This is a genomic window from Blautia faecicola, assembly GCF_004123145.1.
GTDB lineage: Bacteria > Bacillota > Clostridia > Lachnospirales > Lachnospiraceae > Oliverpabstia > Oliverpabstia faecicola.
Genome location: NZ_SDKC01000001.1, coordinates 790,583 through 803,840 on the forward strand (window position 1 = coordinate 790,583; position 13,258 = coordinate 803,840).

Consider the following 13,258-nt stretch of genomic DNA (forward strand, 5'->3'; position numbering starts at 1 on the left):
AACTGATAACGGGAAATTATGCTATCAGTTCTCTTTATTTATTTCCAAATACCAAGATTAGAAAGTACAGATTCTGTTATTTTGGTAGCCTGACTTCCAGTTGCACCAGAAGAGGATTGAATATTTGTTGCGAAGTAGTAAGTATTATTCGCTGTTTCAATGTATCCGATAAACCAGCCATTGACATCTTTACCATTGACACGACCGGTTCCTGTTTTCCCGTAAAGAGAACCGGAAGAAGTAGTGGAAAGTAGCAGGGCTTTTTTTACTGCCTGGATATTTTTACTGTCAAAATGAAAATTATTTTGATAGAAATTCTGTAACAATTCCACCTGTTCTATAGGTGATATCTTCAGAGAGAAATCTGTCCAATAGAGATTTAGATTTGTTCCAGTATTCTGATTCCCATAGTTTATTGTCTGTAAAAATGTTCTTACGGCTTCAAAACCTGCCTGTGAATCAATTGCCTGAAAATACCAGTTTACGGAATTATGTATAGCCGAGGTTAAATCTTGATCGGCTTCCCATGAATGAAAAGGATATGGTTCTCCATTCCATGTGAAAGTGGAATGTTCTGGTGTAATAATTCCGGATTCCAAGCCAAGTAATGCATCATATATTTTATAAGTCGAATTCGGTGATACACGTGTGGAAGCATGATCCATATTATAAATATTCCATCTATCAGCAGACTGATCATATAAAACAAAACTTCCGGTGTAGTCCCCAAAATTGGAAGAAAGATTTAGCTGAGTAATATTCTTTTCGGTTGTGTCAAAATGATAGCCAGTCTGATCAGAAGCATAAACAGAAAGTATGGGAATGCATCCAATGATGATAGTAGAGACGAATATGCATATAAGATATCCACGAATTTTTTGTTTAAAAGTAGGTTGGTGGAATGATGCAATATTTAAAATGCGTCCTTTTAACTGTTTTATATTTCCACTGATTCCCATAGTAAGAGGGAATGGAGACAGAGCTATTGTTTCGGCAAAGTTAATCAGTGTATTTCCATATGACTTGTATTCTGTTTCTTTTAATAATTGTAATACAGCACTGTCGCAGGCAAGTTCCCGTTCCTGTCGTATTCTTTTTAGAAAATACCAGATTAGGGGATTGAACCAGTAGAAAACATTTACTGTATTTATCAAATATCCAATTAGAATATCTTTATGCTTGTAGTGCTGCAGTTCATGAAGAAGCATATATCGAATATCAGTTGAACTTATAGTTCCAGCGTTAAAATCTGAAATCAAGTGAATTGGAAGATAAATGCGAGGATGCAGGAAACCAGCCAAAACAGGAGATTTCAAAAATGCTGTACTATAAATCGGAATGGTATGCTTGCTGTTCACTTCGTTTAAACATTCTATATAAAGAGCGTTTAGTTCTTCATTTTGAAGAGGTAAAGCAGAACTATGTAAGGCTTTTACTTGTTTTACTGAGCGGTAGAGAAGAAAAAACATTATGAATATACCGATACTCCAGAAAAATACAAGTAATGTGTGAATAAAAGTTGGTATTTGGGTGCTGACAGAGACAGCAAAATCATTTATTTTATCCAAATTATAACCATTACCAGAAAGAAAAGTGGTTTGAATGTCACCATTGGTACTTGAACTGGCTGTCAGCAAATGTCTCCACGATATAGAAGATGGGGCAGAGTTTATCGGTAAAAAGGGAACAATTAGAACGGCAAGAAATATAATCGAAAGATTATATTGCATACGTGCGGATAATTGCCTTTGCAATAAATTTTTTAATCCCAGTAAACTACCTAAAAAAATACAAATGATGGCATTACAGAGTAAAAATCGAAAACTAAAATATATCAAAATATGCTCCTCCCATGGTTAATGATTGGAAAGAAGATTCCGTAAGCTGGCAATGTCTTCTTCAGACAATTTATCATCCTCAATGTAAGAGGCAAGCATAGAAGTGATATTACCATTATAATATCGCTTTAAAAAAGAATTACTTTCCTGCCGAATATATTCGTCTTCCTTGACCAATGGAGTATAGACAAAAACCCGGCTTTGTTTTTCATAGGTTAGTGCTTTTTTAGAAACGAGACGTTTAATCAATGTCTGAATTGTTTTAGGACTCCAACTGGAAATTTGTGTTAATTTTTCAGTAATTTCATTGGTGCTGATTGGTGCGTATTTCCAAACGATTTTCATAACTTCAAATTCAGCTTCTGAAATTTGAGGCAGATTGCTCATGTGATATTCCTCTAAATCTTACGTGTGTAATAAAAATAGTATATATCGGAAAAGGATGGTCTGTCAATGTGTTTAAAATTTACAATTAAATTTCACAGAACAAACATTCGGCTTTGCTCTGTACTTTTTTTCTTCCGAATGCTATACTGGATAAGTAACAATACTAAGAATACAACTACTATTTCTAAAATATCACCGCCAGCCAGAGCGGATCAGGAGAAATCATATGGATCATTTTGAATTAGTATCCGAATACAAACCAACCGGCGATCAGCCTGAAGCGATCAAAGAGCTGGTCGAAGGGTTCAAAGAAGGCAACCAGTGCCAGACGCTGCTTGGTGTCACAGGTTCCGGTAAGACATTTACGATGGCAAATGTCATTCAGCAGCTGAATAAACCGACACTGATCATCGCACATAATAAAACATTAGCAGCGCAGTTATATGGAGAGTTTAAGGAGTTTTTCCCGAATAACGCAGTGGAATATTTTGTATCCTACTACGATTACTATCAGCCCGAAGCCTACGTCCCGTCCACGGACACCTACATTGCCAAGGATTCCGCCATCAACGAAGAAATCGATAAGCTCCGTCTTTCCGCCACAGCAGCACTTTCCGAACGAAAAGATGTCATCATCGTATCGAGTGTTTCCTGTATCTATGGAATCGGTAGTCCAAAAGACTATCAGAACATGATGATCTCTCTGCGTCCTGGAATGGAGAAAGACAGGGATGAGGTGCTGCGGAGTCTGATTGATATGCAGTATGACCGAAACGATATGGATTTTCACCGTGGAACCTTCCGGGTGCGAGGGGATGTGGTGGAGATTATTCCGGCATATGAATCGGATGTGGCGATCCGGGTGGAATTCTTCGGAGATGAGATTGACCGGATCACGGAAGTGGATGTGCTGACCGGGGAGATCCGGAGAGAACTGAATCATATCGCCTTATATCCGGCGTCTCATTATGTTGTGCCGATGGAACGTATCCTGGAGGCCTCCAAGGCCATTGAAAAAGAAATGGAAGAACAGGTGGCGTATTTTAAAAGCGAAGACAAACTTCTCGAGGCACAGAGAATCAGCGAACGGACCAATTTTGATCTGGAAATGATGAAAGAGACAGGTTTTTGTTCCGGTATCGAGAACTATTCCCGGCATCTGGCAGGACTGAAACCGGGAGAGCCGCCGTATACACTGATGGATTACTTCGGGGATGATTATCTGATCATGATCGATGAGTCCCATATTACAGTGCCACAGGTGCGAGGGATGTATTTTGGTGACCAGTCGAGAAAATCGACGCTGGTGGATTATGGATTCCGTCTTCCGTCGGCAAAAGATAACCGCCCGTTGAACTTTGAAGAATTTGAGGAGAGGATTGATCAGGTGCTTTTCGTGTCGGCAACGCCGGGACAGTATGAAAAAGATCACGAACTTCTTCGGGCAGAGCAGATCATCCGTCCGACCGGACTTCTGGATCCTTATGTGGAAGTGCGTCCGGTGGAGGGACAGATTGACGATCTGGTAGGGGAAGTCAACAAAGAGGTGGAAAAACACAATAAGATCCTGGTGACAACGCTTACCAAACGAATGGCAGAGGAACTGACCGATTATATGAAAGATTTGGGTATCCGTGTCAAATACCTGCATTCCGATATTGATACGCTGGAACGTTCGGAGATCATCCGTGATATGCGTCTGGATGTCTTCGATGTATTGGTCGGCATCAACCTGCTTCGAGAAGGGCTGGATATCCCGGAGATCTCATTGGTAGCAATCCTGGATGCGGATAAAGAAGGATTCCTGCGATCGGAAACTTCTCTGATCCAGACGATCGGTCGCGCAGCCAGAAATGCAGAGGGACATGTCATCATGTATGCCGATGTGATCACCGATTCCATGCGCCGTGCGATCGATGAGACGCTTCGGAGAAGAGAGCTACAGGAAGCATATAATAAGGAACACGGAATTACACCGAAGACGATCAAAAAGGCAGTCCGGGATCTGATCAGCATATCCAAAGAAGTGGCAAAGACGCAGAAGAAGCTGGAAAAAGATATGGAATCCATGAGCCGCAAGGAACTCGAAGAACTGATCGGAAAAGTACAAAAACAGATGAAAGCGGCAGCAGCCGACCTGAACTTCGAGATGGCAGCCGAGCTGCGTGACCAGATGATTGAACTGAAGAAGAATCTGGAAGAACTGGACAAGTAAGAGTACGACTCAAAAATCTGTATTTATATAAAGAAAGAATTTTCTGGGAAAATATCCTCAAAATGTGTGAGAGGACATTTTCGGCAGGAGATTCTTTCTTTTTATTTTACGCGAGCAACGAGCCAAAGTCCATGCTTGCATGAGACCTTGGCGACTGCCGTGATAACGAGAAAAATTCGTGAAGCGTATTTTTCTCGTTTACGCGAGCAACGAGTCAAAGACCTGGTTGTGTGAGAACACGGCGATTGTTGCGATAACGAGAAAAGTTTGCAAAGCATAAAGTATATGTCATCTTACGTGAGTGAATAATGTGTCAAAACTATGCTTGTATGAGAACACAGAGGCTTCCAGAAAACGAAAGTAAGAGAAAAACACAGGAGAAAATTTCCAGCTTAAAACACCAATAAGAAAAGAAATCCAAGAAAAAACAAAAATTTTCAAAATACCCATTGACAAATAAAAGAGGCAGTGCTATCTTTAAACCATAGATGTTAGCACTCCACTTAAACGAGTGCTAACACAACAAAAAGACAAAGAAGGAGGCAGAGAAGATGCAGGATTTGGATGAAAGAAAACGCAAGATTTTAAAAGCGATTATCCAGACCTATCTGGAAACTGGTGAGCCGGTTGGTTCGAGAACCATTTCCAAATACACAGATTTGAATCTGAGTTCTGCCACCATTCGAAATGAGATGTCGGATCTGGAAGATCTGGGATACATCGTACAGCCTCACACCTCAGCGGGCAGGATTCCATCGGATCTCGGTTATCGGTTATATGTCGATGAACTGATGAAAGAAAAAGATCAGGAAGTTTCCGAGATGAAGGAAATCATGATCGAGAAGACAGACCGGATGGAACGGGTGCTCAAACAGGTGGTCAAGGTGCTTGCATCCAATACGAATTATGCGACGCTCATTACCGGTCCTACCTATCATCACAACAAAGTAAAGTTCATTCAGTTATCCAAGCTGAACGAAGAACAGCTTCTGGCGGTGATCGTTGTGGAAGGCAACCTGGTAAAGAACCAGATCGTGAATCTGGATGAGACGATCGATGATGAACAGATCCTGAAACTGAACCTGTTATTGAACACACAGCTGAATGGCCTGACGATCGAAGAGATCAGTCTTGGCATGATCACGAAGCTGAAAGAACAGGCAGGTGTCCACAGCGGCGTGGTAAGTACCGTATTAGATGCGGTGGCAGATGCCATTGCAGTGGACGATGAGGAAGTTCCGATATATACAAGCGGAGCGACCAACATCTTCAAGTATCCGGAACTGGCAGACAGCAGTAAAGCCAGCGAGCTGATATCCGCATTTGAGGATAAGCAGGAACTGGTTGAGATGATTAAAGATACCGTTTCTGATTCCGGAGAGAATACAGGAATTCAGGTATATATAGGAAATGAAAGCCCGATACAGACCATGAAAGACTGCAGCGTAGTTACCGCATCGTATGATCTGGGAGAGGGAATGAAAGGAACGATAGGAATTATCGGACCGAAGCGAATGGATTATGAAAATGTAGTAGATAATCTGAAAACATTGAAAGTCCAGTTGGACAACATATTCAAAAAGCCGTAGAAAGGTGGAATGTGAGAGATGACAGAAGAAAATAAAACGACTGCTGAGGAGACAGCCGAAGAGGTAAAAGAAACCGAGGCAGCTGAAGACGAAGTCACCGAAGCAACTCCTGAAACTCAGGCAGGAAGCGAAGAAGTGGAAGAGACCAAAGAGAAAAAACTTTTTGGAAAAAAGAAAAAAGATAAAAAAGATGAAAAAGATGAAAAAATCGAAGAACTGACCGATCGCGTAAAACGCCAGATGGCCGAGTTCGAAAACTTCAGAAAACGTACCGAAAAAGAAAAAGCAGGTATGTATGCTGTGGGAGCCAAGGATGTGATCGAGAAGATCCTTCCGGTAGTCGATAACTTTGAAAGAGGTCTGGATGTCGCAGAAGACAAAGAAGATCCTTTCGTACAGGGAATGGAAAAAATCTACAAACAGTTCCTCACCGCACTGGATGGCATGGGAGTAAAAGCCATTGAAGCTGTAGGAAATGAATTCAATCCGGATTTTCACAATGCAGTGATGCATGTGGAAGATGAAACAGTCGGAGAGAACATCGTAGTAGAAGAGTTCCAGAAGGGTTACATGTACAAAGACAGTGTAGTCCGCCACAGCATGGTAAAAGTAGCCAACTAACAATTATCAGAATATAGATTAAGATTATAATTCATGAGGAGGAAACAGTCATGGGAAAAATCATTGGTATTGACTTAGGAACAACAAACAGCTGTGTAGCTGTTATGGAAGGTGGAAAACCAACCGTTATCACAAATGCAGAAGGAGCAAGAACAACACCATCTGTAGTAGCATTTACAAAAACAGGAGAAAGACTGGTAGGTGAACCTGCAAAACGTCAGGCAGTAACCAACGCAGATAAAACAGTTTCTTCTATTAAAAGACATATGGGTACTGACTACAAAGTAACCATCGATGACAAAAAATATTCTCCACAGGAGATTTCCGCTATGATCCTGCAGAAGATGAAATCCGATGCAGAAAACTACCTGGGTGAAAAAGTAACAGAGGCAGTTATCACTGTTCCGGCTTACTTTAACGATGCACAGCGTCAGGCAACCAAAGATGCAGGTAAGATCGCAGGTCTGGATGTAAAACGTATCATCAACGAGCCTACAGCAGCAGCTCTGGCATATGGTCTGGACAACGAACAGGAACAGAAGATCATGGTATACGACTTAGGTGGTGGTACATTTGATGTATCTATCATCGAGATCGGTGATGGCGTTATCGAAGTTCTGTCTACCGCAGGTAACAACCGTCTGGGTGGTGATGACTTCGACCAGAAAGTAGCAGATTACATGCTGGCAGAGTTCAAGAGAACAGAAGGTGTAGACCTGTCTCAGGATAAGATGGCTCTGCAGAGAATCAAAGAAGCAGCAGAGAAAGCGAAAAAAGAACTTTCTTCTTCTACAACAACCAACATCAACCTGCCATTCATCACAGCTACAGCAGAAGGTCCGAAACACTTCGATATGAACCTGACAAAAGCAAAATTCGATGAACTGACACATGATCTGGTAGAACTGACAGCAGAACCTGTAAGAAGAGCACTGTCAGATGCAGGACTGACCGCTTCTGAACTGAGCAAAGTCCTTCTGGTTGGTGGTTCTACACGTATCCCGGCTGTACAGGATAAAGTAAAACAGCTGACAGGACATGAACCAAGCAAGAGCCTGAACCCGGATGAGTGCGTAGCTCTGGGAGCTTCCGTACAGGGTGGTAAACTGGCAGGCGATGCCGGTGCCGGCGATATCCTGCTTCTGGATGTAACTCCACTGTCACTGTCTATCGAGACAATGGGTGGTATCGCAACCAGACTGATCGAGAGAAATACAACCATCCCGACCAAGAAGAGCCAGATCTTCTCCACAGCAGCAGATAACCAGACAGCCGTAGACATCAACGTCGTACAGGGTGAGAGACAGTTTGCGAAAGACAACAAATCTCTTGGACAGTTCCGTCTGGATGGTATCCCGCCAGCAAGAAGAGGTGTTCCGCAGATCGAAGTAACTTTTGATATTGATGCCAACGGTATCGTAAATGTATCTGCAAAAGACCTGGGAACAGGAAAAGAACAGCACATTACTATCACAGCTGGTTCCAATATGTCTGATTCCGATATCGACAAAGCAGTAAAAGAAGCTGCTGAGTACGAAGCACAGGATAAGAAGAGAAAAGAAGCTATCGATACAAGAAACGATGCAGACGCTATGGTATTCCAGACAGAGAAAGCCATCGAAGAAGTAGGTGACAAACTGGATGCCAACGATAAGACAGCAGTAGAAGCTGATCTGGCAGCTCTGAAAGATCTGATTGCAAAGGCTCCTGTAGATAACATGACAGATGAGCAAGTTGCAGAGATCAAAGCTGCAAAAGAAAAACTGATGGAAAGCGCACAGAAACTGTTCGCAAAAGTATACGAGCAGGCACAGGGAGCAGCAGGTGCTCAGGGTGCAGGTCCGGACATGAACGGTGCAGCAGGCGGTGCTTCTCAGGGATCCAGCGAAGCAGGCTACGGCGATGATGTCGTAGACGCTGACTACAAAGAAGTTTAATAAAGCGAATAAAAATGCTTACCAAACGGTTGCAAAACTCATGTAAGTAAGTTCAGGGGACGGGGATACCGGAAGGATCACCGTCCCCATAATGTGATGATACCAGGGTTAAAAGGTCGGAAATCTGACGCAAGCTTGCTTGCAGGAAGATTTCTGAACTTTTAACCCGCCAAAAACATGAGTAAGTAGCTATTTTTCGAAGAAAAATGAGCGGATTACGAATGTTTTTGAGGATTGTGAGAGTACGAAGTACGGAACAATCCGGTATCAAAGGGGTCAAAATATTTTTTGACCCCAACATCATTTAGTTTGATAATTCCGCAGTTGTATCCCCCAGGGGTACGAGGCGTTTCGATAAGGTGAAAGAAAATGGCAGAGAAAAGAGATTATTATGAGGTTCTGGGTGTAGAGCGCGGAGCTGATGATGCGACCTTGAAAAAAGCATACCGGAAACTGGCGAAAAAATATCATCCGGATATGAACCCAGGGGATAAAGAAGCAGAAGCAAAATTCAAAGAGGCGACAGAGGCGTACAGCGTACTGAGCGATCCGGAAAAGAGAAGAACATACGACCAGTACGGTCATGCAGCATTTGAAAATGGTGGAGCCGGTCAGGGTGGCGGTTTCGGTGGATTCGACTTTAACGGCGCAGATATGGGCGATATCTTCGGCGATATTTTCGGGGATCTGTTCGGCGGCGGAAGAAGCCGCAGAGCGAACAACGGTCCGATGCGTGGAGCAAACCTGCGTGCGGTTGTTCATATTACTTTCCAGGAAGCAGTTTTCGGCTGCGAAAAAGAACTGGAACTGACACTGAAAGATACCTGTACCAAATGTAACGGAACCGGTGCAAAACCGGGTACTTCTCCGGAAACCTGTAGCAAATGTCATGGAACCGGTCAGGTAACCTATACACAGCAGTCCATGTTCGGTATGGTACGAAACGTACAGACCTGTCCGGACTGTGGAGGAACCGGTAAGATCATCAAAGACAAATGCCCGGATTGCCGTGGAACCGGATTTACCGCAAGCAGAAAGAAGATCCAGGTATCTATTCCGGCAGGTATCGACGATGGACAGAGCATCCGTATTCGTGAAAAAGGAGAACCGGGAACCAATGGCGGACCGAGAGGCGATCTGCTGGTAGAAGTACAGGTAGCCCGTCATCCGATCTTCCAGAGACAGGATATGAATATCTTCTCCACAGCACCGATCACCTATGCACAGGCTGCACTGGGTGGTAAGATCCGCATCAACACGGTAGACGGTGAAGTAGAGTACGAAGTAAAACCCGGTACACAGACCGATACCAAGATCCGTCTGCGCGGAAAAGGTGTACCGTCACTGAGAAACAAAAATGTTCGTGGTGATCAGTATGTCACCCTGGTTGTCCAGGTACCGACCAAACTTTCCGAGGAAGCCAAAGATGCACTTCGTGCTTTCGACGCAGCATGCCAGGGAAAACCGGCACCGGAGAAAGAAAAGAAAAAACGCTTCATGGATAAACTGAAAGAAACCTTTGAGGATTAGTAACTATTCAGTAAGGAATATTTGTAACTGTGAAGGAACTGAACAGTTACGAAGATTAGAAATAACAGACTGTACGACAGAAAATAAAAAAGAGTCAGACAGTTACAGGCAAAAGAGACTGTCCGGAAAACAGAAATAGTTTCCGGGCAATCTCTTTTGTTGCTTTTTCGGACAGAATCTAGTATAGTTATCATAGCTATGCACTTGTGTACTTGTACAGAAAGGTGAGAAATACTATGAAATGGAAAAAATTTAAAATAAAAACAGTGACAGATGCAGAAGATATTATCATCAGTACGTTATATGATATCGGACTGGAAGGCGCACAGATTGAAGACAAAGTGCCGCTGACTGCGATGGAAAAAGAGCAGATGTTTGTAGACATCCTGCCGGACGGACCGGAAGATGACGGAATCGCTTACTTAAGTTTCTTTGTGGAAGAGGCAGAAGACGGAACCCTTACGGTAAATGGCGAGGAGAAAACAGAAGAAGAGATTCTTTCTCAGGTAAAAGAAGAACTGGAATCCCTGCGGATGTTCTGTGAGATCGGCGAGGGCAGTATTGCCGTGGATGAGACGGAAGATATCGACTGGATCAACAACTGGAAAAAATACTTCAAACAGTTTTATGTGGATGACATTCTGATCATTCCTTCCTGGGAAGAAGTCAAAGAAGAAGACAAAGACAAGATGATCATCCATATCGATCCGGGAACAGCATTTGGAACCGGTATGCATGAGACCACACAGCTGTGTATCCGCCAGCTGAAAAAATACGTGACACCGGAGACCGAACTTCTCGATGTGGGAACCGGAAGCGGTATTCTGTCGATCATTGCACTGAAAATGGGTGCAAAACACGCAGTCGGAACCGATCTGGATCCATGTGCGGTACCGGCAGTGGAAGAAAATAAAGAAGTAAACGGAATCATTCCGGAAAGCTTCGACATGATGATCGGAAATATCATCGATGACAAAGAAGTACAGGATAAAGTCGGATACGGATGCTACGATATCGTAGTGGCAAATATTTTGGCAGATGTTTTGGTACCGCTGACACCGGTCATTGTTAACCAGATGAAACCGGGCGCAGTATATATTACCTCCGGTATCATCGATGACAAAGAACCGACCGTAGTAGATGCCGTGAAAGCAGCCGGTCTGGAGATTCTGGAAGTGACATATCAGGGCGAGTGGGTATCCGTAACCGCAAGAAAGCAGGCGTAAGATGTATCGTTTTTTTGTAAAACCGGAACAGATTGATATGGAAGAAAAAAAGGTGCATATCACAGGCAGTGATGTGAACCATATAAAAAATGTGCTTCGGATGCGTCAGGGAGAAACCATCCTGATCAGCGCAGGGGATAATCTGGAATATACCTGTCTGGTCGGCGAGATGGAAGCGGAAGAAGTGATCGCAGATATCAGCTATGTGCAGGAAGTAGGCATGGAGCTGCCGTCAAAGATTTATCTGTTTCAGGGACTTCCAAAGAGTGACAAGATGGAGATGATCATTCAGAAAGCGGTGGAACTCGGCGTTTATGAAGTGATTCCGGTGAGCACTGCACGGGCGGTAGTAAAACTGGATGCCAAAAAAGAAGCATCCAAACAGAAACGGTGGCAGACGATCGCAGAAAGCGCTGCAAAACAGTCCAAACGAATGGTGATTCCACAGATTCATTCTGTGATGAAGTTTTCAGAGGCAGTGAACTACGCCGGAGAGCTGGATATCCGGTTTATTCCGTATGAACTTGCCGAAGATATGGCGCATACGAAAAAACTGTTTGAACAGATCGAACCGGGACAGTCCATCGGTATCTTTATCGGACCGGAAGGTGGATTTACACCGGAAGAGATTGAACTTGCCATGGCACATCAGGTACAGCCGATCACACTGGGAAAACGGATTTTGCGGACAGAGACAGCAGGAATGACGGTACTCTCGATCCTGATGTTTTTGCTGGAAGGAAAGGAATAACAAGTGGAAGCATATTTAGATAATTCAGCCACAACCCGCTGTTATGCAGAGGTGAAGGATATTGTCGTAAAGACTATGATGGATGACTATGGCAATCCTTCCGCCATGCATCAGAAGGGTGTGGAGAGTGAACGATACGTGAAAGAAGCGGCAGGACAGATCGCGGCTACGTTAAAAGTACAGGAAAAAGAAATTTATTTTACCTCCGGTGGAACCGAGTCCAACAACTGGGCACTGATCGGAACAGCACTGGCAAACAGACGGCAGGGGAATCATATCATTATCAGTAGCATTGAACATCCGGCAGTATCCGCCCCGGCGGAATTTCTGGAAAGCCAGGGATTTGAAGTGACGAGACTGGGTGTCAATGCACAGGGACAGATTTCTCTGGAAGAACTGAAAGAAGCGATCCGTCCGGAGACGGTTCTGGTATCGGTGATGTTTGTGAATAACGAAATCGGAGCGGTAGAGCCGATTGCAGAGATCGGGGAACTGATCAAACAGGTGAATCCGAAGACGTATTTTCATGTAGATGCGATTCAGGCATATGGAAAATTCCGGATTCTTCCGAAAAAAATGCATATCGATATGCTTTCCGCGAGCGGACATAAGATTCACGGACCGAAAGGAACCGGATTCTTATATATCAGTGAAAAAATGAAAATTGTCCCGATCATCTACGGAGGTGGTCAGCAGAAAGGCATGCGCTCCGGCACGGACAATGTGCCGGGAATCGCAGGACTGGGACTGGCTTCTAAAATGGTCTATGATCATCTGGAAGAAAATGTAAATCATATGTATGATCTTCGCGCGTATTTTGTCGGAGAACTCGAAAAGATGGATCAGGTTGTGGTTCATGGTCCGCACGGGGAAGCGGCTGCGCCGCAGATCGTAAGTGCTGCATTTGTGGGTGTGCGAAGCGAAGTGTTATTACATACCCTGGAAGAAAGAGACATCTATGTGTCAGCGGGAAGTGCCTGCTCCACACATAAAAGAAGCGGAAGCCCGACGCTGACAGCCATCGGACTGCCGAAGAATCAGATGGAAGCAACCGTACGGTTCAGTTTCTGTGAGACAACCACAAAAGAAGAACTGGACTATACGTTACAGGTGTTAAATGAAGTAGTACCGATGCTGCGCCGGTATGCAAGACATTAAGCGCAG

At 43.8% G+C, this 13,258-nt stretch carries 10 protein-coding genes; 8 read left to right on the forward strand and 2 right to left on the reverse strand.

Going from position 1 to position 13,258, the window contains the following annotated elements; genetic code table 11:
• Positions 1–38 precede the first annotated feature (38 nt).
• Together ETP43_RS03625 and ETP43_RS03630 are read right to left on the reverse strand one after the other, a co-directional pair.
• A complete protein-coding gene (locus ETP43_RS03625; RefSeq protein WP_129257071.1) occupies positions 39–1,838 on the reverse strand; it encodes a BlaR1 family beta-lactam sensor/signal transducer in 1,800 nt (599 codons plus the stop codon).
• An 18-nt stretch (positions 1,839–1,856) separates the two neighbouring features.
• Positions 1,857–2,225 (reverse strand): BlaI/MecI/CopY family transcriptional regulator, encoded by a 369-nt coding sequence (locus ETP43_RS03630; RefSeq protein ID WP_005341664.1) that lies wholly within the window; start codon positions 2,223–2,225, stop codon positions 1,857–1,859.
• 226 nt (positions 2,226–2,451) lie between these two features.
• Here ETP43_RS03630 and uvrB point away from each other — a divergent pair, with 226 nt between their 5' ends.
• The 8 genes from uvrB (at position 2,452) to ETP43_RS03670 (ending at position 13,252) form a co-directional block, all read left to right on the forward strand.
• Positions 2,452–4,440 (forward strand): excinuclease ABC subunit UvrB, encoded by a 1,989-nt coding sequence (gene uvrB, locus ETP43_RS03635; RefSeq protein WP_129257072.1) that lies wholly within the window; start codon positions 2,452–2,454, stop codon positions 4,438–4,440.
• Positions 4,441–4,991: 551 nt separating this feature from the next.
• The gene (gene hrcA / locus ETP43_RS03640) at positions 4,992–6,029 is read left to right on the forward strand and encodes a heat-inducible transcriptional repressor HrcA (RefSeq protein ID WP_129257073.1); all 1,038 of its coding nucleotides are present in this window, start codon (positions 4,992–4,994) and stop codon (positions 6,027–6,029) included.
• 18 nt (positions 6,030–6,047) lie between these two features.
• Complete coding sequence (gene grpE, locus ETP43_RS03645; RefSeq protein ID WP_129257074.1) at positions 6,048–6,650, forward strand: nucleotide exchange factor GrpE; 603 nt, start codon at positions 6,048–6,050, stop codon at positions 6,648–6,650.
• Between the two features lie 50 nt (positions 6,651–6,700).
• Entirely contained in the window at positions 6,701–8,587 is a 1,887-nt protein-coding gene (gene dnaK / locus ETP43_RS03650) for a molecular chaperone DnaK (protein WP_129257075.1), read from the forward strand.
• A 369-nt stretch (positions 8,588–8,956) separates the two neighbouring features.
• The gene (gene dnaJ, locus ETP43_RS03655; RefSeq protein ID WP_129257076.1) at positions 8,957–10,117 is read left to right on the forward strand and encodes a molecular chaperone DnaJ; all 1,161 of its coding nucleotides are present in this window, start codon (positions 8,957–8,959) and stop codon (positions 10,115–10,117) included.
• A 236-nt stretch (positions 10,118–10,353) separates the two neighbouring features.
• Positions 10,354–11,343, forward strand: a complete 990-nt coding sequence (gene prmA / locus ETP43_RS03660) for a 50S ribosomal protein L11 methyltransferase (RefSeq protein ID WP_129257077.1) — start codon at positions 10,354–10,356, stop codon at positions 11,341–11,343.
• A 1-nt stretch (position 11,344) separates the two neighbouring features.
• Positions 11,345–12,094: a 16S rRNA (uracil(1498)-N(3))-methyltransferase gene (locus tag ETP43_RS03665; RefSeq protein WP_118316301.1), complete on the forward strand. Its 750-nt coding sequence runs from the start codon at positions 11,345–11,347 to the stop codon at positions 12,092–12,094.
• A 3-nt stretch (positions 12,095–12,097) separates the two neighbouring features.
• Positions 12,098–13,252 carry a cysteine desulfurase family protein gene (locus ETP43_RS03670; protein WP_129257078.1) on the forward strand — a complete coding sequence of 385 codons (1,155 nt, stop codon included), beginning with the start codon at positions 12,098–12,100 and terminating at the stop codon, positions 13,250–13,252.
• The last annotated feature ends 6 nt before the right edge of the window (positions 13,253–13,258 follow it).

Bases quoted from the DNA above. Each gene is read 5' to 3' on its own strand.
- ETP43_RS03630 (WP_005341664.1), bottom strand. From the start codon at position 2,225: ATGAGCAATCTGCCTCAAATTTCAGAAGCTGAATTTGAAGTTATGAAA.
- uvrB (WP_129257072.1), top strand. From the start codon at position 2,452: ATGGATCATTTTGAATTAGTATCCGAATACAAACCAACCGGCGATCAG.
- hrcA (WP_129257073.1), top strand. From the start codon at position 4,992: ATGCAGGATTTGGATGAAAGAAAACGCAAGATTTTAAAAGCGATTATC.
- grpE (WP_129257074.1), top strand. From the start codon at position 6,048: ATGACAGAAGAAAATAAAACGACTGCTGAGGAGACAGCCGAAGAGGTA.
- dnaK (WP_129257075.1), top strand. From the start codon at position 6,701: ATGGGAAAAATCATTGGTATTGACTTAGGAACAACAAACAGCTGTGTA.
- dnaJ (WP_129257076.1), top strand. From the start codon at position 8,957: ATGGCAGAGAAAAGAGATTATTATGAGGTTCTGGGTGTAGAGCGCGGA.
- prmA (WP_129257077.1), top strand. From the start codon at position 10,354: ATGAAATGGAAAAAATTTAAAATAAAAACAGTGACAGATGCAGAAGAT.
- ETP43_RS03665 (WP_118316301.1), top strand. From the start codon at position 11,345: ATGTATCGTTTTTTTGTAAAACCGGAACAGATTGATATGGAAGAAAAA.